Below are 21,195 nucleotides of genomic sequence, written 5' to 3'. Positions count from 1 at the left end.
GCGGCCTTCGTCGTCTCGGGCTCCTCTAAATAGCGTGGAGGTTCTTCATGGCTACAGTCACATTCGCAAATTCCTACAACACTGCTCGCGGGAATACCGCTTGGAGCAATCTGGACACAACCGAAGCATCCGCACTCTTGCAGGATGCAGAGGACTACATCCGCTCTGTCTACAAGGTTCGCACCAATCTCACCACGGACGAGCAGCGCATCTTTGACGGCTTGGTTTGCCGACTGGCTGCGACGTTCCAAACCGACCCCGCTCCAGTGGCCGCACCACAGGCCGTGAAGATGGAAAAGAAGGAACTGGCGGGCATGAAGAAGGAAACAGAGTACTTCCAGAGCAACACGGACCCCTACCCCTACATCACCGCGACCATCCGCCCGTTCCTGGTTGCTACCACTGCAACCACCGTCTCGTTTGGAAAGCTGGTGCGCTGATGAGCCTCTATGATGAGTTCTATCCCCTTGCGATCGAGCTGCTCACGGAGTTGGGCACGGACGCCACGCTGATCGGTACGGCCCCAACCGATACCTCCCTGGCCGCAAAGCGTGCCGGTCGCGTAGCCGCCGGCGGACAGCCCCAAGGACGCCCTACGAAGGCCGTTGTGGGGCCTATCGAGGTCACGGGCTCCGATGGCCGCAAAACGCTGCAAAGCGTCGCTACGATGCTCGCAGAGCCCCACCAGGGCGACACGCTAACGATGGGCTCGCTCAGCTGGCAGATCGGCAAGGTCACGCGCATTGCGCCCCAGGGCCAGGCCATCGTCTACATCGCGGAGGTCGCATGATCAAAATCGACCTCTCCGATCTAGTGGGCAAGCGCGGCGCGATCACCAAGATGATCGAGGAGAAGACCGTCGAGGTGGCCGCGAAGGTCACGCTCGATGCTCATGCAAACCTCGTGATGGCCAGCCCCGTGGATACCGGCAAGTTCCGCGGTGCCTGGACGGTGGAGACGCCGACCAAGCCATTCGAGAACGGCAAAATCGAGAACAACACCGAATATGCGGGCGCGCTCGCCAACGGTCACAGCCCACAGGCTCCAGCTGGTTGGGTGGAGAATGCCGTCGTGGCCGCCGTGAAAGGGCTCAAGCCATGATCCAGAAAGACATCACCGCGCTGACCAATCGCCTCATGGACAACATGGACGCGGAGGCAATCCAGCTGCTGGTGGAGAACCAGCCCGATCAGGCGATTGACGAGACGAAGGTATGGACGCGCTGGATCGTCAATCCGAACTTTGACGAGACATACACGCTCGGCCCCAACCCCATCTACAAACAGCGCGGTACTGCAACGCTCCAGATCTTCATCCCCAAGGGGCTCTACACCGGGCCGGGCAACGACATTCGCGACCAGTTCAACGCATTGTTCCGTGGCTGGCGCAGCGCGGACAAGAAGGTTGTCGTGGAGAATCTCAAGAGTACGTCCAGCACTTACAAACGTGGCGATCAGGAATTCCATCTCATCAATGCGACGGCATTCTGGCATTCCAATCGAAAGACAACGGACCAATAAGCAGCAACCTCCGAGTGCTCAAATAAATAGCTGCGGGCCTAGTGCCTTTGACAATAGCTATTCTCGGAGGCAGCATGCCACAGATTATCAATCCATCGGACGTTCAGTACAGCGTCCTGCTGGAGACCGTTGCAGGAACCACTCCTACAACTGGCTCCCGCTACCTACTCCCCGTTGCAGCAAACCAGAACCCGATCGCATTTAGCAGCGCAGACGTTGTATCGAACACCAAGCGTCCGAACGGCGCGAAGAATGGTCTACAGAGAGGTCCAAAATCGGGCACTGGCACCATCAACATGCCAATGATGTTCTCACCGGTATATTCGCAGCTTCTGGAAGGCGCTCTGCGCGGTAAGTTCACCACCACCGGCACCAAGACACTAAAGCCGGGCACTACCGACAGCACATTCTCGGTTCTCCAGCTGCTCAAGCCCGGTGCAGCAGGTTCGGCGATCCTTAGCACCGCGAAGGGCAGCGCAGTGACGAAGGCGACGATTTCGGCAGAGGCTGGCTCGGCCGTCAACGTCGCATTTGATTTCCTCAGTTCAGCAGAGGACCAGCTGCAAACTGACAGCGCATTGGTTCCAACGGACGTTCTTTCGACAGCTTACGAATTCACTGGCGCTGATGTGAACTCGCTGAATATCGCCGGTAACATGACCGTTTATTGGAAGTCACTATCTCTCGAATTTGGCCAGCCACGAAACAACCGCTACGTCCTGGGTACCAACGTCTCGGTTGGCAACGCCCCAAGCGACCAGCGCGATGTGAAGCTGACGATCCGCGTCTACCGCGACGACACTTGGGTGATTGACACCCTACTGACTGGTCAGCGCCAGGCTTTCAGCTTCAACGTTGGCACTGCTGGTGCAGGCTATGGCTTCTTCATTTTTGGCCATGCAAGCATCCCACAGACTGAACTTGATAGCGAAAGCGCGTACGTCAACATCGAAGTAAGCGGTGCCTATGACGGCACTGGCGGCGGCGACATCTACATCACCCAGCTATAAGGTTTGTGACCACTCCCCTTTGCAACTCCGGTCACAGGAATGGGCAGTCTTCGGGCTGCCCATTTCCACATCTGCGTCTCGGTAAATAGATGCGTACTTTAACAACAAAGGGGTTACACACCATGACTACCAAATCGACAAAGCCTGTTTTCAAGAAGTTCATGCGCTTCGATGCCGCTAAGGCGGCTGTCGGCGTGGCTCACCACATCGTTGACGAGAACGGCAACGACTACGGCACCTGGACGACCTCACTGTTCGACATTCACAACAAATATCTCAAAGTCGCCAACGAGCGCTTCGAACGCGAACACGCGAACGATGTGCAGGCTAAGGGCAAGAACGCGCATCTTTATGGATTTGTTCAGATGTGCGTCCATAATTGGACCGGCGTTTTGGATGCGAACGACAAGGAAATTCCTTTCAGCAAGGAACTGGCTTTCGAATATTTGAACGACGACGACAACTCCTGGTTCGCCAACGAGCTTGTTGCCCGCAGTCAGGATGTAACGAATTACCGCGCGATCACTCCAGCCGCGACCAAGGAAGAAGACGCGGGAAACTAATCACCTTTCTCGACTGGTGGGTCTTCCAAGGGGGCGCGGAACTCACCGAGGACGCCGGGAAAGGAATTGAGTTTGCTAAACGCCGACTCGAAAGCGCCCCCAAGCTGGCCAAAGCGTGGCTTTGGGAAAGCTTCTGGGATCTTCACACTGAACGCGTAAACGGAATGGCGCTTGGTCCGATCCCCATTAGCAAGATGCATTGGTATGCCGATGTTGAGCTAGGCTTAGACCAGGACGAGATGAGCGCATTCACCTACATCATGCGCCGCGCAGATAGCTTTTTCGTGTCCAAGCAGAACGCGAAAGCAAGTAGCAAATCCTCATAACCTCAAACCCTCCCGGTAAATACCCGCACAGGTATTTGCCAGGGAGGCGCCATGAGCGACGCAACAGCACAGATTAGAATTGATATTGTCGCCAATGGTGCGGAGACTGGTGCAAACCGCGTCAACCGGGCTCTGGATAGCATCGGCGGCAAGACCCGCTCTATCGGTGCAGCCAACGACAATCTAAAGGGCACATTCGACCGCCTCGGCTCCAGCATGAACAGCGCAGCCGGTCACGGCGGCGCGCTCGGCAAGGTCTTCGAAGAGATCGGTAGCAAGTCCGCTGGCGCAATCCCCGGCGTCGGCAATCTCCTCAACACCCTTTCCCGCATGGGTCCACAAGCCGCCATCATCGGCGGCATTGCGCTCGCGATCGGTGCCATTGGCGTCGCGGCTATCGACGCTGCATCCCAGACACAACAGTGGATGGCGCAGCTGGAGACAGCGACCAAGAGCACAACGAAGGCGCAGGAAAGCTACGCCGCACTCGTGCAGTTCGCCAACAAGACCCCCTTCGACCTTGGCCAATCCATCGACGCATTCCGCAAGCTCCGCAACCTGGGCCTCTCTGCCACCGAGGAACGACTGACCTCGTTCGGCAACACCGCTGCCGCGATGGGCAAAAGCCTGAACCAGATGATCGAAGCCGTCGCGGACGCTTCAACGGGCGAGTTCGAACGCCTCAAGGAGTTCGGCATCAAGTCCAAGACCGAGGGTGATAAGGTCAAGTTCACCTTCCAGGGTGTCAGCACCACGGTTGGCAAAAACAGCAAGGAAATCACTCAGTACCTGGAGAACATCGGCAAGACCGCGTTCGGCGGCGCGATGGCCAAGCAGATGGACACCCTCAAGGGTGCCTTCTCCAATATCCAGGACAACATGCAGCAGATGCTTGCCGCCATCGGTGGTGGCGCACTCGGTCAGGCTGTAAAGGAAATCACCAAGGCCGTCGCCAACGGCATCAGCGTCATTACTCCCTTCATGGCGTCCATCGGCAATTTCGTGGGCGGCATTATTTCGGGCGTGGGCTCGATCCTCAACGGGCTTGGCCAGGTCTTTTCGGGCATCGGTCAGGCGTCCGCGCTCCAGAACCTGCTTGATGGGCTAACCGTCACGTTCAACCTGCTCGGCCAGGGCACACAGGTGTTCGGCTCGGTTGTCGGTGCCACGTTCGGTGCAATCGGCACCATCGCGGGCAACGTGCGCGGCTTTATCGGCGAACAGTTCGGCGATCTGCTGAAATGGATGGGCATCAGCTTCGACCAGGGCGGCCGCAGCTGGGCAAACAGCATCGTCGGCATTCTGCGCGCGGGCAAATACGTTGCGTCGTCCCTGCCCCAGATTTTCGCGGCAGTGATCGCGGACATTGGCGACATGTTCGCCGGTCTGGGCAAGTCCATCGCGATGATGTGGAATGCCAAGTCGCTGGCCGACTTGAGCAAGGCGCTCAGCACCGCCGGCAGCGCCGTAGCGAACACGGGCTCTCGCACGCGCAAGGTTGTCGGCTCGATCTCGGACAAGGCTGGTTCGATCTACGGCGACGAGAAGGGCGCAGATGCTTCGATCAGTAGAATTCTCGGTCGCACCACCGTCAAGCCAAGACTGGACGCGGGCACCGATGGGAAGCCCGATCCGGCGAGCAACAAGGACAAAAAAGACAAGGAAGCTGCCGAAGCCGAACGCCGCGCCAAGCGCGAGAAGGAATTCTGGGACGCTCTCAAGGGCGAAGTGGAAACCGCCAAGCGCCTGCCACTGGCGGCGGAGGATTACCGCAAACAGCTAGAGCTTCAAAAGATCCTCGGCCATGAACTGAATGCGCTCGATATCGCATCCATCGGCCTCCTGATGCAGAAGGCTCGCACCGCAAAGTTCATTACCACTGCGCTGGACGATCACAACAAGCGCAGTGCGGAATTGGCCAACCAGGAATCGCAGCTTCGTGCCAAGCTGCTGGGTGCTACCGACGAGCAGCTGGCGCTAGAGAAGACCATCGCGGATTTCCGACTAAACGCGCAGCGCCAGGGCGTGGACCTCCAGAGTGCTGGCTACAAGGCAGCAGAGGCGCAGCTTCGTATTGATGAGCAGCGCGCACAAGTATTGGAGAAGCAGAACGCTTCGCTTGCACGCGGCCTGGACGTGGCACGCCAGTACAGCCCCGCATTCGCACGCCAGCAGGAAATTGCTGGTCTCGGCAAGAGCCGTCAGGATTTGGACACGCTGTGGAACGGCGGCAACAATGGCGGCAAGCTCACGCAGGCGCAGTACCAGGAAGCCGTTGACGCACTCCGCAAGGCCGGTGTCGAGGTTGCCAACCGCTGGAAGGACGAGTTCGGCGCTCGCATCGACCAGATTGGCGAGCAGTTCGGCGGCGTCATGGGTCAGGCCATCAGCAAGTTTGGCAAGCTGGTCCAGGCCCTCAACGCGGCAGCACAGGGCGATTGGACCAAGGCTGGTCCGCTGGGCTCGATCATCGGCCTCCTCGGCAAGAACGCAGCCGGTAAGGACACCGCATTCGGAACCGGCGCGCAGAGTGGCGCGGCGAAGATGCTGGACAGCCTCTTCAAGTCGGACACCTGGGCCAAGCCGTTCAAGTCCATGAGTGACGGCTTCTCGGATCTCAAGAGCGTGTTCACCGGCAACAACGGCGGCTTCATGCAGGCGCTGGGCAAGGTTGCCGGTACGGCAGCAGCTGGCGCACAGATTGGCTCGCTGACCAACAGCGTGCTCGGTGCGGTCGGCATCAAGCTCAACGGCACCGGCTCGCAGATTGGTGGCGCACTCGGCAGCGCGTTCGGTCCCCTGGGCTCCGTGCTGGGCAGCATCGGCGGCGGCATCATCGGCAACCTCTTCTCCAGCGCGCCGCGCGGCAAGGCGATCATCACCAGCGGCAAGGATGCGCAGATCAGCGGCAACAAGGCGAGCGTGCGTGAGGCGCTCACCGGCACGGCGGGCTCCATCCAGACCGGCTTGCAGAACATCGCTACCCAGCTGGGTGGCGACCTGGGCAACTTCATGGTGTCCATCGGCAAGTACAAGGACAGCTATCGCGTTTCTTCGACCGGCTCCAGCAACGTCGATGGCAAGAAGACCAGCCGCATCAGCGGTCTGCTCTATGATGGCAAGGACGAAGCACAGGCTATCACGATTGCGATCAAGGATGCGATCCTAGATGGCGCTATCACGGGTCTAAGCGACCTGATGAACAAGGCGCTCAAAGCCTACGCGGGCAACGTCGATAAGGCCGTTAACACCGCGCTCCAGATGAAGTCCTTCGAGGACGACTATAAGGCGCTGACCGATCCTATTCGCGCTGCCGTTGATGGCATCACCACGCCGCTGGCCGCGCTGCGAAAAAGCATGGTCGAGGTTGGCGCGACGACTGCCGATCTCACCAAGCTGGACGAGTACCGCGCAAAGAAGCTGGATGCCGTTCTCAAGGATCAGGTGTCCGGTTTCCAGAACCTCTTAGACAGCCTGAACGGCGACGGTGGCGGCGTCACGGCACTGACCCAGCTGACGCAGAACCTCGCCAAGCTGGACAGCTTCAAGGCCGACGTCGCAGCGGGCAAGACCATCGACCAGGACGCCTTCACCTCGCTGGCCGAAAAGATCATGGGCAACGCGGGCAACGTCTACGGCACGAACACCACGGAGTTCCAGGACATCGTTGGCACGCTCAAGGGTCTGACAACCGGCGCGATCACCAATGCGACCACGGCGTTCAACGCGGCAGCAGGCGCGGACGGCACCACGAAGGCGATCACCGATCAGACCAACGCGGTGACGGCGACCATTGGCATTTCCAACGACTATCTGCGCGTGATCGCGAATGCGGTTTCGTCCGGTGCTCTCACGCAGAACCAGGGCGCAGCAATGTCGTCCAGCGCGACGTACTCCAAGGATGGTCGTGTGAATCAGGCTTTTTGATGAGGCGCGTAAATAGCTGATGGCGACACTTGACCCCAATCGCGCTGCATTCGTGCAGCAGGAATACCGCTACGCAACGGCGACCGACCCCAACGTGAAAGCCCGCAACCCGGCTGCTCGCACGGTGGAAATCAACACCAACCTCAACGAGAGCGACGCGACCATTCTCGCGACGAAGATCCTTGCGGACAACAACACGCCGCGCGTGTTCGAGGTGGTCCTTGAGGGTGTGGTGTTCCTGGACAGCTTCATCGGCGGCGTGCCCACCTTCATCGCGAACCTCCCCAAGTTCAGCACGGACGGCAACGCCCGCAAGCTCATGTCGTTCACGACCGACTTTGAAGCAAACACCACGACCATCCAGGTGCGCGGATGACCGCTGTATTTGTCACCCCCAAGCCGTTCACCGTCGTGGCGGGCAACGCCAGCACCACGGCACCGATCAGCAACACCAACGTGGACGAACCCGCGATGGTTTGGCGCTCGGCCAACCTCACGACCGTCTATGCCAAGGTCCAGCTCGACGGCACGCCCTGGGACACGATCGCACTTGTGGGCAGCAACCTGCGCGCCGGCGACACCATCCGTGTTCGTGCAGGTGCGACCGCTGCCGCTGTCGATGGCACGACCGGCCTAACGGTTGATCAGACATTCGCGGCCTGGAGCGGTGTTGCGCCTACCAAGGGCGCGCTGTCATTCAAGCTGCTAGGTGCCAGCGTCACCAGCCCATTCGTTCGCATCGACATCACGAGCACCGGCAACCCCGCTGGCTATGTGGAGGTGTCGCGCATCGTCCTGGGCCTTCGCGTTGCCCATGATGGCGTGAATGTGGGCGCGGAGCAGACCTTCGAGGACATGAGCGTCATCGAGGAAGGACCCGGCTACACAACTGTGGATCGCTACGGCGTTCGCATCGCCTGGAAGATCACACTCGATGGCATCACGGATGACCAGTATTACATCAACTGGTTCCCGTTCCTGCGCGATGTAGGTCGTAGCAAAGCATTTGTGCTCATCCCCGACGATAGTGTTTCTTATATTCAAAACCAAGCCATCTTTGGTCGGATTAGTGGCTCTCCAGCAAAAGGGTCTAGCCCAGCTGGAAATTTCAACATCGTAGAATTTGTCGCCCTGAGTGTCAGCTAAGGATTGCAGCCTCCTCTGCTAAGTAGAGGATGGCGAGCAATATCCTATTTGAAGTCACCGTTCTTAACGGCTCCACCCCCAAAACCATCTGGATGGCCGGTGCGGCCGCATCAAAAGACGGGGTCCAGATCAACGGCCACGAATGGCTTCCGCTGATCATCAAGAAGACCGCTACCTCGGGCAGCTGGTCGGACAATGGCGTTTTCCAGCAAGGCAGCATCAACTACTCGGGGCTGTCGTTCCGCATGAGCGAAGCCTACGGCAACAATGTCTGGTCCTCCTATGAATGGACCGGCGGGCTTGCTCGCATCTTCATTCAAACCGGCGACAACGAGAACGACTTCGCATCGTACGAACAGGTTTTCGAGGGCTCCGTTTCCAGCCTGGATCGACAAGGCACGGAAGCGACCGTCGCGCTGCTCGGACCTGATGCACTTCTCGACCGCGACCTCCTCACCCTCGAATATGCAGGCACCGGCAGTGCCGAGGGTCCGGCGAGCCTCAAGGGCAAGCTCAAGCCCTATGCGTTCGGCAACTGCCAGAACGTAGAACCCGTCCTGATCGACCCCGCTCGCTGGATCTATCAGGTTCACGGCTATGGTGCGGTCCAGGGAATCACCCCTTACGAATACGCCCAGGCCCTCGACCCGGCGAAGAACAAGGGCGACGCATCCGACTACCCTACCCTCGCCAACCTGTCCCTCGCTCCTGGTGAATGGGCGACCTGCGCAGCACAGGGTATGTTCCGCTTTGGTGGTGCTCCATCGAAGAAGGTCACTGCCGACGTGTCAGTCGGAGGCATGAGCGCGGGAACCATCATCTCGTCTTTGCTCACCCAGGCAGGCATTCCCGGTGCAAAGATCGCTATCGGCCTGCTTCCACAGAATTGGAGCTTCTACGCCAAGGATCAGGTTTCCATTGGAGAGGTTGCGCGTCTCGCTGCTTTCCATACCGGCAATGTTCTGTTCGCCGATGGCACCGGCACTTGGCAGACGATGGACTTCAACGCGCCTCAAACCCCCATCCCGCTGAGCGTAGATCGCGGTAGCAAGCCAAAGGTCAAAAGCTATCGCGAACTCAACGCCGCTGCACCCGTTTGGAAGGTCCGTGTCGGCCATTCCAAGTGCTGGAGCGTCCATTCAAGCAGCGACGTATCGCCATCCCTGGCCGTCAACAGTGATGATGTGCAGGCGGCCCTCACGGCTGCTCAGAACGCCAAGGATGCTGCCGCTGTTGCTCAGTCGGACGCCACGGCAGCGAAGCAGCGCCTGGATGCTATTGAAAGCGATGGCGTGCTGGACCGCAGCGAGAAGGCCGACATCGTGCAGCGCTTTGGTTCCTACACCGCCGAGCGTACCGCCCTTCTCGCGCAGGGCACCACTTACGGCCTGAGCACAGAGCGGGCCAATTACGACAACGCCTATTCGCAGCTGAAAACCTACCTCGAGGGCTTGCTTCCCTCCTACACGGACAGCACGCAGAACACCCCTATCGACCGCGCGACGTTCAGCAATCGCTTCACCTCGTACCTCACCGCGCGGCAGGCATTGCTCAACGCGGTCGCGAACAAGACCGCCACGCTTTCGTCGTGGAGCGGTGTTTCCGGCCCCGGCAAGCCTGCCGACAATGCAACCGTGGGCGCGCCGATCGGCACCAACGTTGGCGACGTTCCAGCTGGCACGGTCGTTGACGCGATCAAGGACAGCACCGGCACCGTAAAGCCCGCGCGCGACCAGATTGCCGCTGTCAAAGCCACCATCGACGCAACGGTCACGCAGACACGCAATGACCTCCAGGCCGAGGTTGACCGCGCGAAGGGTGCCGAGGGCACGATCAACCAGACGCTCACCAATGTGAAATCGACCGCCGACCAGACCGCCACTGGCCTCCAGGATCAGGTCACGCTCACGAACAACCTGGCCAACCGCGCGACATCGCTGGAAGCGGCTGCGACCTCCTCGTCATCCGGTGCAGCACTCAATCCAAACTTCGGGCGCTGGCCTTCGACCGATGCAACTCCAACCAGCTGGAACAGCTGGGAGATGAAGGGCTCGGCTCGCTTTGCTCGTGTGAACGGCGGCGGCGTGCGCGGCAGTCCGTTCGCGGTAGATGCCCGGAACGACACGCCCAACGTCAATTGGGGCCTCGTTCAGACAGTCGCGATGTATCCCGGCAAGTGGGTCATCGAGTGCAGCATGATCCTCGACCAAGGCGGCACCCGTGGCGCTGGTGTCACGCTCAGCGGCGTCGCCGGAATGGGCATCGACTTCATTATCGAGCCCGACCTTAACGGCAACACGGGCAACGTTCAGGGTGTTCGATCGTGGTCCAAGACCGTCGATTGGACAATGACCGGCATGGTCAACCTCCACGCAATGTGCGGATGGGATGGCTTTGGCGCGACCATTGACGCCAAGTATATGCGCTGGTTCTACCTCAACGTTCGTCCGGTAACGGATGGCGAATTGAAGGGCATTCGCGCGGATACCAACGCGACCTCTGCACTGGCGAAGATCAGCACGGAAGAAACTGCTCGCATCAACGGCGACAATGCGGCTGCACAGAAGATCAGCACCGTCGAGGCAAGCTTCAGCAAGGCGGGCTATCTGAACCGCAATGCCAGCTTCAACGAGACTTGGGACACCAACGGCATTCCACCCGGCTGGCAACCATGGGCGCGAGACGGCAACGGCTATATTGGCTGGTATGATGGAATGTCCGGCCTTTATGGCAGTCGTGCTCTTCTGATTGACCGCCCAGGACAAAATTGCGGTGTCAAGCAAGAGCTTTACGGCAACTTCCCCAAGGGCTGGTACGCCTTGGACATGGAAGGTCGCTTCGAGAACGGCGACACTCGCGGCTCGGGCATGTTGGCACAGTTCAAGCGTGCAGACGGTGTAGAACACTCCAACGGGAACATCGCATTCTGGCTGGACAAGGACACATCCGGCTTTGTGGGAAGCCGAACCAACCGCAAGTTCACCAAGCTTATTTGGTGCAACGAAGACAGTTCACAGATCAGTTTCTACCTCATGGCCGGTTGGGATGGCTTCGCGGCTCCGTCACCGGGCTATCTGAAAACTGTCTGGTATAGGGCCGGTATTCGTCCAGCCACCCAGAGCGAGATTGATGGCAAGACAGTCATCGACGCAAATGTGGTTGCGCGCGTGGGCTCGCTGGAAACCACCACCTCGAACCTCACTACCTCGACTGCGAGCCGTCTCAGCTTCCTGGAAGCGGGCTACAGCACGGACAGCGGCTCGATCGTCGTCAACCCCACCTTCAAGAACTGGCCGGATAGTACCGCCCTCCCCGCTAGCTGGTCATGGTGGGACAGCACTGCACCGGCAATCCGTGCAGGCGGCGTCAACGGGCGCCCCTATGCGCTCCAGTTCAACGCACCGGCCAACGCGAATAGCGGGCTCGTGCAGGGCGGCATCAGCGCCGCTTTCGGCTCCTACATAATCGAGTTCTCCGGTCGCGCTACGGATTGGCAGGGCGCGGGTGTGCTCGTCTACTTTCTGGATGCCAACGGCGGCATCGTGGAGGCAAGAGCAATCAGCGCAGCAGCGATTGCGGACACTTCTGGTTACGTGAACAGAGACGGCGGTGGAGGTGCCTATACGCGCACGTTCCCGGCCTTCCACAAGACTGCCATCAACGGCGCTATCCGTCAGATCCAGGTCTATGCGATGGCTAACTGGGATGGCTTCGGCGAGCGCGCAGCAAAGACGATCACCTTCGACAAGGTGAGCATTCGTCCAGCGACCGCAGCGGAGATCAACGGCCAGAAAATTGAGGAGAGCAACGTTCTGGCGCGTGTCAGCACGTCGGAAGGCGCGATCAGCAACCTACAAGGCCGTACTTCTGCATATTGGCAGGTGCAGGCTGTGGCAGGCAACAATCGCGCTCAGATTGGCCTTTACGCGGACCAGAACGGCGGCGCGGGCGTGGACATCGTTAGCGACGTGACAATTCGCGGTTCCAACGGCAACGGCCAGACGATCATCAGCAACGGTGGCATCAGCATCTACTATCCCAACGGCCAGATCGCCGTAAGGCTGGGCATCTGATGGCGGGCCTAGAAGTATGGCGTCAGTCGGACGGCCTCAAGATCATCGACACCCAGGACAGCGCATTGCTGATCCTGGGCTCAGCCCTCATCGGCGGCCCCAATCAAGCGCAAAGCGGCAGCTTTGGCGATGGCAGGCTGACACTCGGCACGCCTTGGTTCCTCGTCACGTCCGTGGAGGTCACCGGCTTCGTTGGCTATCGCCCCAACGTCTCGTTCAGCGGCACCACTGTTACGTGGTCCTGGCCGCCGCAGTATAGCGGCAACGCCTACCCTCGCACTCGCTTCATTTACGGGGTGCGATAATGGCTCAGGCACAGTTTTTCCGCCAGAACGGCACAATCCAGTTCGATGCTGCAATCGCTCCCTACATCTTCCAGAACAAGGGCACGACGCAGACATTCAACGTTCAGCAGCGCTATCCGCAATGGACGTGCTCCGCGCCATCATCGTTCTTTGTGCCGATGAACTACGAGGCAGACGAGACAATCGCCATCATGATGCCCAACGGCTACGCCTATTCCAAGTATGCCACTCTGGCGAGCTACGGTGGTTCCAGTCTCAACGGATGGCAGCACATCTACCACACCAACGCGCCAGCTGGCTCCACTATCACTTACTATCGCTTCCAGAACAGCATCAACGTCGGCTCTGGCTATACTGGTCCCGGACTGCGCCTGTATAACCCAGCTGGCCAATTGACCTTCGATAGCGCGATGCGTCCTGCCATTGTCGCAGGTACGCTCAGTGGCAATGGCTCAACGATCAACCTCAATGGCAGTCGAGCCTATGCAAGCATCATCCAAAGCTTCGCCGGATATGAGCAGAGCTATTTCACCGGCTCTTACGAGGAATACACTGACGAAAAGGGTAACGTCTACGCCCGATACTGGAACGGCTACAGCAGCACCAAGATGTACGGCATTCGTACCAACAATGCGGCTTCCGCATCTGTGGTCGAGGTGCCCTTCTATGACACTCAATACAACGTTCTGATGAGTGGCGCGTATCAGTACAATCCGCCCGCCAACTCCAGTCAGTTCAACCTACCGCTAGAGAACGCTTTGATGGTGGATGTGACTGGCATCTGATCCCGCTTAAATAGCTGGACGAAAACACAAGAGGGAGCAAACCCCCATGGCAACACCAACCGAAGAAGAATACCTGGAGGCGCTGAACGTCAAGAACGAATACGAGCGCGTTCAGGCGGAAATCCAGCAAGCAAAGCGAACTGCCTACCATGCTGATCTAAAGCCATTTGTTGAAGGTGACACGTATGCGGTCTTCCACAATGCGCTTCTGTCGATCAAGGAACGCAATCAGCCCGACAACATGTTCAATTACAACGTGGAAACGCTGATTACAAATCTGCTTACGCTGGCCGAAAGAGTGGCGGCGTATGCGCCGCCTATCCCCGCAAATCTGATGCCCGCGCCTCTGCCCCTCACTCCAGAAGCGGAGGGCAACACCGATGGCGAATGATAACGAACCCCAGATCACATGGACGAACATTTCGACCAGACCGGCTACCGATGCGGAGATTGCTGCCGCAATCGCGAATGCGGCTTGGGACGACGTAGCCGCCAAGAAGCCCGAGAAGCGCTCCTTCCTCAAGGACGTGGTCAAGGGCTTCGCTGGTACGCTCGTGACCGTCGCCAAGACCGTCTGGCATGTTCCAGCTGCACAGGGATACCTCGCGACGCTGATCGTGCGCCTGGGCGTTCCTGCTGGTGCGGTGGCGATCATTTCCGCCATCGTGGACGCGGTGCTCAAGTAATGGCCGGAACACCTCCCTCAATCCCGCAGGATATGCGCGACCTCCTCATCCGTCTCGATCAGCGTGTCGATGACGGCTTCAAGAGCATGAACGAAAAGCTGGACGCGATGAACCGCCGTGCCGATGGCCTGGACCAGCGTACGGAAGGTATCGAAACTCGCGTTCGCACCCTGGAGACGTGGCGCAGCGAGGTTCAGGGAGGTGCCAAGGGCATCGGCCTGGGCTGGAAGGTTGGCTCCGCGATCTTCGGCGCTATCGCGGGCATTCTCGCATGGCTTGGCGTTCAGAACGTGGTTGCGCCGACCAAACCACTGGCCAAGCAAACCGAAACCATCGAACGGACCATCCAGGTTCCCCGCTAAGTCAGGAAAGCCCTCGGACGCGTCGTAGAGAGCGTTGGGGGCTTTTCCGCATACAGGACAGCCCCGCCTTGCGGACGGGGCTGTACGGGCTTCCTAGGAGCTTTTCCGGGGATCTAACGTCATGCTGCACCTCCCTTTCGGGGATCAGCACCATCGGCCAATTTAAGCAGCATGTCTCGCATCTCACAGGCGTATTGGTCCCAGGTCGGGATGTGATGACGAGTTGCAAGCTCAATGATCGCCTCGCGCTTTTCAGCTGCGAGTAGACGGCGCGCAGCCACGATTAGCGCATTGCTCTCATATCCCGCCCCATGGTTGTTTGTTGCAGTCGAAGCGTGATCCTCAACGCCCCTGGCTCGCAGGGCCGCGGCGTATTTTTCATTCAGCTGATTAGCCCTGACTTCGAGAGCGGCTTCGTAGTCGGCGCGAAGGGTTTCCAGCGTAACCTTGCTCATGCTGCACCTCCAAGGCCCGCGACGATGTGCATGGCGAGGACGTTGATAACGAACTGGACAATGTTCCAGGTCCAACGACCATCATGCTTCTGGAACGCCAACACGGCGGCGATAGCAAGAATTGCGATGTTCCTTTGCATCATGCCGCACCTCCCCAAGTCAGCTTCCACAGCAAAGCCTCTTGCACTGGTCCAATCAGCACATTCACTTCCCAAACATCGTCTGGCGTTGCCAAAATCTTTTTTGTCATGCTCTCGAAGCTCATCCACTTGGATGTGCAAAATGCCCGCTCGTCTACCGTGACAACCCTGAACCGATAACCGCTGACGTCTGGACGCTCAGCGATCCAAAGCATTTGTTCAGATGCTGGACTTGTCGGTCTAAACTTGAAGCGGTGCGGTTTTGAAATCCATGCCATGGGAGTTTTCTCCTTCTTAGTTTTGTGCCTGGGCGGCCTTCTCAGCCCTGACGCGCTCCCAGCGCGCCGTTGCCTTTGCCGATCGGATTGCCTTCTGCTCGTCGCTCATTGGGCCGCGCTTCTGGCCCTTCATGCTTTCGCTGATGTTCTTGCGATGCTCCTCGGACTTGGGCTTGTCCTTGAGCCCTTTGCTGATGCTGACCTTGTGGCTCTCACGCAGCTTGTCGCCTTTCTGGGGCTTGTTGATCTTCTCGCTTTTCATGCGCGAGGTGATGCAGGCCGTTTCCTTGTTGAACACGCGCGTGGAGCAGGCGTTGTAGCTGGCCCAAGTAAGCACATATGCGTAAGGATTTTCGGGTGACATCAGGTAGCGGATCGAGTTTTCCGCAATGTGCTTTTCCAGGCTCACCAGCTGCTTCTTGCTGAACAGGTTCAGGAAGTCCGAAAAGGACAGATCGACATAGATGCCGTCTTTGATCTTCTGGGTGGTGGACGTTTTGTGCCACGAGCGTAGATAGGCCTCTAGATTGGCCGAGATGATGATCTTCATGTCGTTCCTCAAAGTGTGAAAGAACCCGCTGTCCGGGTTCGCGTTGGACAGCGGGCTCAGAGTTCAATCACCTAAGGAACGAAACATCAGGAGTTCACTGCCGAAGCGGCAGTTTGCGAACCCTGCTGCTTCACGTCTATTTATGCGGGATGCTTCAAAACCGGCATCAAACGCTGTTGCAGCGCAAGAGCATCAGCAATAGTGCGACTATGCAGCCTGGGTGATGCGGATGTCACTATTCATGCAGGGTAGTGAAGTAGGTATATTACACATCCAAGGGCACATTGGCGACGTGCTTTGCACGAGAAGTAGTGAAGTAGGTATATTACTCTCGTAGAGTAATATGCCCACCCCATTACCCCTCATGAAAAGAACATCACCAACGCTACCGCACTGCGCGGTTTCACCGCACCTCTTCGCTTCACTCAGAGCTGCTTGAAACCTCTGGTGCAGGCAACTCCGTTGAGCTTCCTGGGTGCTTCGCATCAGCCAGAAGTCTCCGACGGAGCAGTGGTCTGCCGACAGCCAGGGTCCTGCGGAAGCCAGCGCTTCGCTTCTTGCCCAGGGTAGTCAGAGAAAATGGGTGGGCGAGGGAAAACGGGGCCTGCCGATGCCGTCCTGTTTGCGACCACACAGCACCAGCGAGCCCCGTCCTGAACTACCCGCGCGTTTAGGGGCACACGGGTAGCCCAAGCTCAGGAAACGTCTCTACGGCGCTCCAATCCGGTTCAGCGATCCCCTCCCGTCACCACATGGTCGGAAAATCCATCTTCCTGAATGCGTTCGAGGTATCGAACGAGTGCCTTAGCTACCTGTTCGACATAAGGATCAACGTCCGACGTAGGACCGGCATAACGGGCTGTGAGGGCGCGGAACTGACGGAAGCGCGCAAGAAACTGGTCCTTGTCAACGGCTAGCTCAGCACAAACGGACATGATCGTCGCCACTTCGCGGATGCGACGGGTGGTTTTCAGGGGCTTCATTTTGCTCCTCCCCGACGCTCGGCTGGTATGTCGAACAGTTCACCCACGACCTGGAAGCCACGCGCTCTCTTGGCCTTGGTTGCCTTTTGATCACCGCGCTCAATCGCTGCTTTGCGCTCGGATTCCTTCTTGGCTTTCTCAGCGGCCTTCCGGGCATTGGCGGCAGCTTTCGTTAGCTTGAGTTCCTGAGCACTCCGCTCTTCCCGAAAGCGATCCAGGCAGTGCGTGATGCGCTGCACATTACGGCTGCGCTCCTGCTTCTGCTCCTGGTCCAGAACGCCATAGAGGACGATGCGCTGAGCCTCACCCATCGCGTTCGATACCACCGGCACCGCGGATGAAAACGAAGCATCTAGGAGGGGGAAGAAGCCGTCGCGTGTATTGTGCCAACGATCATCCCAGTGGTCTGGATCGCCGTCCACGTACTGCCGGAATTTGCCCTGCTCGTTCTGTGGCACGCGGCTGGAAAACGAGGCACCTAGTTCCTCGCACTTCCGCGACAGCGCCTTCTCCCGGTTACCATAGCCGCCGTTAGATGGATTGGCGTACACCATCGCGCCATAGGCCAGCGTAGCCTGCGCCTCTTGCCAATAGTCCGCAGCGTCCGGCGACAGCAACGCTCCGCCGTTCTTGCGTGCATCCTTGTTTGCCTGAACGTACTCCCGGTAGAGCGCCTGAACCTGCTTTGCGCCTACCTCTCCGATGAGTCGCTTGATCAGCGCCATCTCATGCTTGTGCTCGCGATCACTGTCGAGCTTCGCCAGGGCGAGCTTGATGGCCGCGCGCTGCACGTCGTTCAAATCCATGATTTGCTCCATACAGTATGGAGCGGGGCGAACCCCGCTCCAGAGGCGCTCAAGCGGCCTTCACGACCCTGAGAGTAGCGGCCTGTTCGGCGATTTCGGCCTTGCGCTTGGCCATGAGCGCCGTCAGCGTCGGGCGGCTGGCGTCATCAGCATTTTCCAGAAGCTTTTCATGCTCCTCTTCGGCGGCAAGCAGCCGCTGCCGTTCGATTTCGGCCGCAGTCTCGCGCTTACGTGCGGCATTCGAGAGTGTGTCGAACTGCTCCTTCGCGAGCTTATCCAGCGCGGCAGTGGCGTTCTTGTCCACGATGCCCAGGACCTCGTAGCCCTGGCAGTCCGCGATGGGACGCACGAGCAGGGTCATGTATTCGCCCATGTCCTTGGGCCGCTCGATGTTGATGTCTACCATCGGCCCCTTGCTTTCACGCCGGAACAGAGCGCGCTTGCTCTCCACCTCGGGCTGCTGCACCTCGCGACGCTCCGTGTTGATGCGCTTCTGGCGAACACGAGCGATCTTGAGCGCGCCGCCGCTCTCGATAATGACCTTCACGATTTCCTTGATCTCGGTGGTCGCTACGCCGCGAGCTTCCAGCGCCTCCATGGTGTGGAAGTAGATTTCCATGCTGCGGTCGGGCACCCAAACGGTGCGCTCCACGCCACAACTATCCTTGAACTTCTTGCCTTCCAGGTCTGCCTCACCCCACTGCACCTTGATCCAGGGCGTGTACTTGCTGGTGCTGCCCGTCGCCGGAGCAACGCCATGCTCGTCCAGAAGTTCGGCCTGCACCTCGGGGGTGGCGTTCGTGATGATCTTGCGGATGTTGACGTAGCCATGCGCGATCATCGTCGCGAGGGCGTTGCTGCCACGCGCCTTAATGAAAGAAGCCTGCTGGCTCGCGATCAGGTTGCGAACGGTATGATTGTCGGCGAGCGCCGGGTCATTGAAAACGGACATATTGGGACTTTCACATGACAACCCTCCGCACTCGCAAAGGCGAGAACGGATGACGGCACTAGAATTCGGGTTTGTGCGTCAGCCCCGAGGCGAGGAATCGAACCGTCGCTTAACCGCAGCAGAGCATTGCTCTGCCGCCTCGGGATGGTTGTCCGTAAAGACAATTCCTACCTAGGTGCGACGTACGACTTTCGCAACAGAAAAGATCGTACCATTTCAGGACAAAGCCGTTAAGTGTCTTTCCGGCAACATACACAATTTGATGTAGAGGCATGAAAAAGCCCCGCCCCATACAATATGGAGCGAGGCCCTTGTAACGAGGTGTTGAGCAGACCGCGTACGATGCGGCACCTTGCCGCACGAATACTTAGTCGAGCAGGCCCGCCGCACGGCGCTGCTTCTCGGTATCCCGCATGTAGCGCTCGCAACGCTCGTCGCTATGCCATCCCTGCACGACCTTCCGCTGATATTTCGCCGCGACGTTGCCGTTCATGCAAAGCGGATCGAGCATGGCATCCAGGGACATCAGCATCCGCTCCTCGATATATCCGGCCTTGCCAGTGCTCTCGGTGAGGCGAAGGATCTCGCGGCGGCAATTCGCATAGCCCGCGCTTTTGGCGGCGGCCTTCACCTCCTTGCTGCTCGACCAGTAATCTCGCCAGTTGCTCTCCCCGACGATCTTGCCTTCCTTCATCCGATAGACGTTCTTTTTGCCGATGTACCACCGGCCATCCGGCAGCGTGACGCGGTACACGAACGCGCGATAGCGAAGCACGTCCTCGCCTTCGGGAACGATCCAGTCGCTCACGCGGGCTTGCGGAACAATGCCGCCTCCGCTGCACGACGCGCGACCAGACCGGGCAGCACCTTGCCACCACCCTTGTTCCAGCGCTCGAATTGCGCCGCTGCACCCGCATAGTCCTTGCCGTTGAGCAACCGGACCAGAGTGGAACCCGCGAACGCACCGGCACCGATGTTGAAGGCCAGTGCCACAAGTGCGTCGAACTGGTTCTGGTTGAGCGGCACTTTGACCGCTGCACTGACGGCCTTCTCGAAACGAGCGAGATCGGCACGCAACAGCGCCTCACTCTCCGCGACCGTGATCTTCTGTCCAGGCTTAACATCGGCTCCAGTGTGACCCACTCCAATGGTGAGAATGCCAGCTGGACAAATGTAGGCGGTAAGTCGCTCGCCTTCGAACTGTTTGATTAGGGCAATGCCCGCACTCGATGTCTTTTGCATCGAGTACTTACCAGTGCGTTATAGCAGCACTTAACGTCGCATGTATCTCGATAAGTACTCTCGGAAACAAAGTTCCGAGGAGAGAAACATGCCTAGAAAGAAGAACAATCCACCATCACTACGCCAGCGACACTTTCGCGAGTATCAGACCTGGATCAACGCAATCCACCGCTGCCACAATCCACGCAATCTAGCCTACAAGCGCTATGGCGCACGCGGCATCTCTGTTTGCAGCACATGGCGCGATGCAGAGAACGGCTTCCAGAACTTCTTCAACGATATGGGCACACGTCCAGAAGGAGACTACAGCCTGGAGCGCATCGACGGCAGCAAGGGCTACTCACCCGAAAATTGCATGTGGGCCGACCGCAAAACACAGCAGAACAATCGCTCAAGTTTCAACTGCACCGAGGGCTATGGCCATGGTGTTGATCGCTACGGCAGTCCGTACCTGGAATACCGAGGCGAGATCAAAACGCTCGCAACCTGGGCACAGGAACTTGACATCAAAGCGCCCACAATCCGCCAGCGACTAGAGCGCGGTATGACAGTGGAGCAGGCACTATCCGACCAGAGCTATCGCAGCATCGTAGATCGCCAGCAGCTACTAACATCGATGCTCATCCAGAACGACAGCCCAACAATCCACTGATAACGAGAAGGAGAAAACTCCCATGAAGACCAATGACGAAATCATCGCACGCCTTGAGCACATGCTGGACAAGATCAATCGCATTGAAGCCACTGTAGCACATATGAAGCCTGTCACAGTGGTGTCTGAAGGTAAACCAGATCAGACAATCACGCTTGATGTGAAAGCCAGCAGAGACATAATCGAGCGTAGCATCGCTAGCATTGAGAATGCGCTAGCCACCATCCAGCGCCGAGCGGATAAGACCCTTGATGGACCAAAGCGCAATGATCGTTGAGATCCCGCTGGAGGAAGAAGCCGAGATGCTGCGCGACGCCATTGTTGCGCTGCTCTCCCTGGACCCACACTGCCCATTTGCACAAATCCTCGGGCAACGCCTGATGGACGTGCAAATCGAACTATTCGAACAGCGCTAAACGATGGCCGGGGCACCC

The 21,195-nt window shown here is 58.6% G+C and carries 27 protein-coding genes; 18 read left to right on the top strand and 9 right to left on the bottom strand.

Translation table 11 applies throughout. The annotated features are described in order from the left end of the window. Positions 1-47 precede the first annotated feature (47 nt). The 15 genes from OIM94_RS00345 to OIM94_RS00275 all read left to right on the top strand — a co-directional run bounded on the left by OIM94_RS00345 (position 48) and on the right by OIM94_RS00275 (position 14,703). Entirely contained in the window at positions 48-440 is a 393-nt protein-coding gene (locus tag OIM94_RS00345) for a hypothetical protein (protein WP_264608160.1), read from the top strand. Further along, positions 440-790: a hypothetical protein gene (locus OIM94_RS00340; protein WP_264608159.1), complete on the top strand. Its 351-nt coding sequence runs from the start codon at positions 440-442 to the stop codon at positions 788-790. The genes OIM94_RS00345 and OIM94_RS00340 overlap by 1 nt, the downstream gene beginning before the upstream one ends. Next, entirely contained in the window at positions 787-1,101 is a 315-nt protein-coding gene (locus tag OIM94_RS00335; RefSeq protein WP_264608158.1) for a hypothetical protein, read from the top strand. Before OIM94_RS00340 ends, OIM94_RS00335 begins: the two co-directional genes overlap by 4 nt. After that, positions 1,098-1,520 (top strand): phage tail terminator-like protein, encoded by a 423-nt coding sequence (locus tag OIM94_RS00330; protein WP_264608157.1) that lies wholly within the window; start codon positions 1,098-1,100, stop codon positions 1,518-1,520. Before OIM94_RS00335 ends, OIM94_RS00330 begins: the two co-directional genes overlap by 4 nt. A gap of 74 nt (positions 1,521-1,594) precedes the next feature. After that, on the top strand, positions 1,595-2,530 hold the full coding sequence (locus OIM94_RS00325; RefSeq protein ID WP_264608156.1) for a phage tail tube protein: 936 nt from the start codon (positions 1,595-1,597) through the stop codon (positions 2,528-2,530). A gap of 122 nt (positions 2,531-2,652) precedes the next feature. Then, positions 2,653-3,093 carry a hypothetical protein gene (locus OIM94_RS00320; protein ID WP_264608155.1) on the top strand — a complete coding sequence of 147 codons (441 nt, stop codon included), beginning with the start codon at positions 2,653-2,655 and terminating at the stop codon, positions 3,091-3,093. A gap of 377 nt (positions 3,094-3,470) precedes the next feature. After that, on the top strand, positions 3,471-7,346 hold the full coding sequence (locus OIM94_RS00315) for a tape measure protein (RefSeq protein WP_264608154.1): 3,876 nt from the start codon (positions 3,471-3,473) through the stop codon (positions 7,344-7,346). A gap of 52 nt (positions 7,347-7,398) precedes the next feature. Continuing rightward, positions 7,399-7,722 carry a hypothetical protein gene (locus OIM94_RS00310; protein WP_264608153.1) on the top strand — a complete coding sequence of 108 codons (324 nt, stop codon included), beginning with the start codon at positions 7,399-7,401 and terminating at the stop codon, positions 7,720-7,722. Next, positions 7,719-8,492, top strand: a complete 774-nt coding sequence (locus OIM94_RS00305; RefSeq protein ID WP_264608152.1) for a hypothetical protein — start codon at positions 7,719-7,721, stop codon at positions 8,490-8,492. Before OIM94_RS00310 ends, OIM94_RS00305 begins: the two co-directional genes overlap by 4 nt. 29 nt (positions 8,493-8,521) lie before the next feature. Beyond that, complete coding sequence (locus tag OIM94_RS00300; RefSeq protein ID WP_264608151.1) at positions 8,522-12,565, top strand: hypothetical protein; 4,044 nt, start codon at positions 8,522-8,524, stop codon at positions 12,563-12,565. Beyond that, positions 12,565-12,870 carry a hypothetical protein gene (locus OIM94_RS00295; protein WP_264608150.1) on the top strand — a complete coding sequence of 102 codons (306 nt, stop codon included), beginning with the start codon at positions 12,565-12,567 and terminating at the stop codon, positions 12,868-12,870. Before OIM94_RS00300 ends, OIM94_RS00295 begins: the two co-directional genes overlap by 1 nt. Beyond that, positions 12,870-13,655, top strand: coding sequence for a hypothetical protein (locus tag OIM94_RS00290; protein WP_264608149.1), 786 nt, complete (start codon positions 12,870-12,872; stop codon positions 13,653-13,655). Before OIM94_RS00295 ends, OIM94_RS00290 begins: the two co-directional genes overlap by 1 nt. Positions 13,656-13,701: 46 nt before the next feature. Beyond that, the gene (locus OIM94_RS00285; RefSeq protein ID WP_264608148.1) at positions 13,702-14,046 is read left to right on the top strand and encodes a hypothetical protein; all 345 of its coding nucleotides are present in this window, start codon (positions 13,702-13,704) and stop codon (positions 14,044-14,046) included. After that, entirely contained in the window at positions 14,036-14,341 is a 306-nt protein-coding gene (locus OIM94_RS00280; protein ID WP_264608147.1) for a hypothetical protein, read from the top strand. The genes OIM94_RS00285 and OIM94_RS00280 overlap by 11 nt, the downstream gene beginning before the upstream one ends. Before the next feature lie 32 nt (positions 14,342-14,373). After that, positions 14,374-14,703, top strand: coding sequence for a hypothetical protein (locus OIM94_RS00275; RefSeq protein WP_264608146.1), 330 nt, complete (start codon positions 14,374-14,376; stop codon positions 14,701-14,703). A 119-nt stretch (positions 14,704-14,822) separates the two neighbouring features. On the opposite strand, the gene OIM94_RS00270 is transcribed toward OIM94_RS00275, so the two are convergent. From OIM94_RS00270 to OIM94_RS00230, 9 genes are all read right to left on the bottom strand, one after another. Then, the gene (locus OIM94_RS00270; protein WP_264608145.1) at positions 14,823-15,158 is read right to left on the bottom strand and encodes a hypothetical protein; all 336 of its coding nucleotides are present in this window, start codon (positions 15,156-15,158) and stop codon (positions 14,823-14,825) included. Beyond that, the gene (locus tag OIM94_RS00265; RefSeq protein ID WP_264608144.1) at positions 15,155-15,301 is read right to left on the bottom strand and encodes a hypothetical protein; all 147 of its coding nucleotides are present in this window, start codon (positions 15,299-15,301) and stop codon (positions 15,155-15,157) included. Before OIM94_RS00265 ends, OIM94_RS00270 begins: the two co-directional genes overlap by 4 nt. After that, entirely contained in the window at positions 15,298-15,576 is a 279-nt protein-coding gene (locus OIM94_RS00260; RefSeq protein WP_264608143.1) for a hypothetical protein, read from the bottom strand. The genes OIM94_RS00265 and OIM94_RS00260 overlap by 4 nt, the downstream gene beginning before the upstream one ends. A 16-nt stretch (positions 15,577-15,592) precedes the next feature. Then, positions 15,593-16,126: a hypothetical protein gene (locus OIM94_RS00255; protein WP_264608142.1), complete on the bottom strand. Its 534-nt coding sequence runs from the start codon at positions 16,124-16,126 to the stop codon at positions 15,593-15,595. A gap of 728 nt (positions 16,127-16,854) precedes the next feature. Then, positions 16,855-17,109: a hypothetical protein gene (locus OIM94_RS00250; protein WP_264608141.1), complete on the bottom strand. Its 255-nt coding sequence runs from the start codon at positions 17,107-17,109 to the stop codon at positions 16,855-16,857. After that, on the bottom strand, positions 17,106-17,915 hold the full coding sequence (locus OIM94_RS00245) for a hypothetical protein (protein WP_264608140.1): 810 nt from the start codon (positions 17,913-17,915) through the stop codon (positions 17,106-17,108). The genes OIM94_RS00250 and OIM94_RS00245 overlap by 4 nt, the downstream gene beginning before the upstream one ends. A gap of 49 nt (positions 17,916-17,964) precedes the next feature. Next, a complete protein-coding gene (locus OIM94_RS00240; RefSeq protein WP_264608139.1) occupies positions 17,965-18,867 on the bottom strand; it encodes a hypothetical protein in 903 nt (300 codons plus the stop codon). A 367-nt stretch (positions 18,868-19,234) separates the two neighbouring features. Beyond that, positions 19,235-19,675 (bottom strand): hypothetical protein, encoded by a 441-nt coding sequence (locus OIM94_RS00235; RefSeq protein WP_264608138.1) that lies wholly within the window; start codon positions 19,673-19,675, stop codon positions 19,235-19,237. Continuing rightward, a complete protein-coding gene (locus OIM94_RS00230) occupies positions 19,672-20,109 on the bottom strand; it encodes a lysozyme (protein ID WP_264608137.1) in 438 nt (145 codons plus the stop codon). The genes OIM94_RS00235 and OIM94_RS00230 overlap by 4 nt, the downstream gene beginning before the upstream one ends. 88 nt (positions 20,110-20,197) lie before the next feature. On the opposite strand from OIM94_RS00230, the gene OIM94_RS00225 reads away from it, so the two are divergent. From OIM94_RS00225 to OIM94_RS00215, 3 genes are read left to right on the top strand one after another with little or no spacing between them, the layout of a single operon-like run. Continuing rightward, positions 20,198-20,761: a hypothetical protein gene (locus tag OIM94_RS00225; protein WP_264608136.1), complete on the top strand. Its 564-nt coding sequence runs from the start codon at positions 20,198-20,200 to the stop codon at positions 20,759-20,761. Between the two features lie 22 nt (positions 20,762-20,783). Continuing rightward, positions 20,784-21,038, top strand: coding sequence for a hypothetical protein (locus tag OIM94_RS00220; RefSeq protein ID WP_264608135.1), 255 nt, complete (start codon positions 20,784-20,786; stop codon positions 21,036-21,038). Continuing rightward, on the top strand, positions 21,028-21,177 hold the full coding sequence (locus OIM94_RS00215) for a hypothetical protein (RefSeq protein ID WP_264608134.1): 150 nt from the start codon (positions 21,028-21,030) through the stop codon (positions 21,175-21,177). The genes OIM94_RS00220 and OIM94_RS00215 overlap by 11 nt, the downstream gene beginning before the upstream one ends. Positions 21,178-21,195: the final 18 nt, after the last annotated feature.

Source organism: Sphingomonas sp. R1 (assembly GCF_025960285.1).
GTDB lineage: Bacteria > Pseudomonadota > Alphaproteobacteria > Sphingomonadales > Sphingomonadaceae > Sphingomonas.
Note: the sequence above shows the minus strand (reverse complement) of the source record. Positions and strands in the feature narration are given on the sequence as shown.

What these genes read in the sequence shown, in the direction of transcription:
- OIM94_RS00220 (WP_264608135.1), top strand. Translation starts at nt 20,784, where the DNA reads ATGAAGACCAATGACGAAATCATCGCACGCCTTGAGCACATGCTGGAC.
- OIM94_RS00290 (WP_264608149.1), top strand. Translation starts at nt 12,870, where the DNA reads ATGGCTCAGGCACAGTTTTTCCGCCAGAACGGCACAATCCAGTTCGAT.
- OIM94_RS00260 (WP_264608143.1), bottom strand. Translation starts at nt 15,576, where the DNA reads ATGGCATGGATTTCAAAACCGCACCGCTTCAAGTTTAGACCGACAAGT.
- OIM94_RS00345 (WP_264608160.1), top strand. Translation starts at nt 48, where the DNA reads ATGGCTACAGTCACATTCGCAAATTCCTACAACACTGCTCGCGGGAAT.
- OIM94_RS00245 (WP_264608140.1), bottom strand. Translation starts at nt 17,915, where the DNA reads ATGGATTTGAACGACGTGCAGCGCGCGGCCATCAAGCTCGCCCTGGCG.
- OIM94_RS00265 (WP_264608144.1), bottom strand. Translation starts at nt 15,301, where the DNA reads ATGATGCAAAGGAACATCGCAATTCTTGCTATCGCCGCCGTGTTGGCG.
- OIM94_RS00340 (WP_264608159.1), top strand. Translation starts at nt 440, where the DNA reads ATGAGCCTCTATGATGAGTTCTATCCCCTTGCGATCGAGCTGCTCACG.
- OIM94_RS00230 (WP_264608137.1), bottom strand. Translation starts at nt 20,109, where the DNA reads ATGCAAAAGACATCGAGTGCGGGCATTGCCCTAATCAAACAGTTCGAA.
- OIM94_RS00305 (WP_264608152.1), top strand. Translation starts at nt 7,719, where the DNA reads ATGACCGCTGTATTTGTCACCCCCAAGCCGTTCACCGTCGTGGCGGGC.
- OIM94_RS00315 (WP_264608154.1), top strand. Translation starts at nt 3,471, where the DNA reads ATGAGCGACGCAACAGCACAGATTAGAATTGATATTGTCGCCAATGGT.
- OIM94_RS00300 (WP_264608151.1), top strand. Translation starts at nt 8,522, where the DNA reads ATGGCGAGCAATATCCTATTTGAAGTCACCGTTCTTAACGGCTCCACC.
- OIM94_RS00225 (WP_264608136.1), top strand. Translation starts at nt 20,198, where the DNA reads ATGCCTAGAAAGAAGAACAATCCACCATCACTACGCCAGCGACACTTT.
- OIM94_RS00280 (WP_264608147.1), top strand. Translation starts at nt 14,036, where the DNA reads ATGGCGAATGATAACGAACCCCAGATCACATGGACGAACATTTCGACC.
- OIM94_RS00275 (WP_264608146.1), top strand. Translation starts at nt 14,374, where the DNA reads ATGCGCGACCTCCTCATCCGTCTCGATCAGCGTGTCGATGACGGCTTC.
- OIM94_RS00325 (WP_264608156.1), top strand. Translation starts at nt 1,595, where the DNA reads ATGCCACAGATTATCAATCCATCGGACGTTCAGTACAGCGTCCTGCTG.
- OIM94_RS00250 (WP_264608141.1), bottom strand. Translation starts at nt 17,109, where the DNA reads ATGAAGCCCCTGAAAACCACCCGTCGCATCCGCGAAGTGGCGACGATC.
- OIM94_RS00295 (WP_264608150.1), top strand. Translation starts at nt 12,565, where the DNA reads ATGGCGGGCCTAGAAGTATGGCGTCAGTCGGACGGCCTCAAGATCATC.
- OIM94_RS00270 (WP_264608145.1), bottom strand. Translation starts at nt 15,158, where the DNA reads ATGAGCAAGGTTACGCTGGAAACCCTTCGCGCCGACTACGAAGCCGCT.
- OIM94_RS00320 (WP_264608155.1), top strand. Translation starts at nt 2,653, where the DNA reads ATGACTACCAAATCGACAAAGCCTGTTTTCAAGAAGTTCATGCGCTTC.
- OIM94_RS00335 (WP_264608158.1), top strand. Translation starts at nt 787, where the DNA reads ATGATCAAAATCGACCTCTCCGATCTAGTGGGCAAGCGCGGCGCGATC.
- OIM94_RS00240 (WP_264608139.1), bottom strand. Translation starts at nt 18,867, where the DNA reads ATGTCCGTTTTCAATGACCCGGCGCTCGCCGACAATCATACCGTTCGC.
- OIM94_RS00330 (WP_264608157.1), top strand. Translation starts at nt 1,098, where the DNA reads ATGATCCAGAAAGACATCACCGCGCTGACCAATCGCCTCATGGACAAC.
- OIM94_RS00285 (WP_264608148.1), top strand. Translation starts at nt 13,702, where the DNA reads ATGGCAACACCAACCGAAGAAGAATACCTGGAGGCGCTGAACGTCAAG.
- OIM94_RS00215 (WP_264608134.1), top strand. Translation starts at nt 21,028, where the DNA reads ATGATCGTTGAGATCCCGCTGGAGGAAGAAGCCGAGATGCTGCGCGAC.
- OIM94_RS00255 (WP_264608142.1), bottom strand. Translation starts at nt 16,126, where the DNA reads ATGAAGATCATCATCTCGGCCAATCTAGAGGCCTATCTACGCTCGTGG.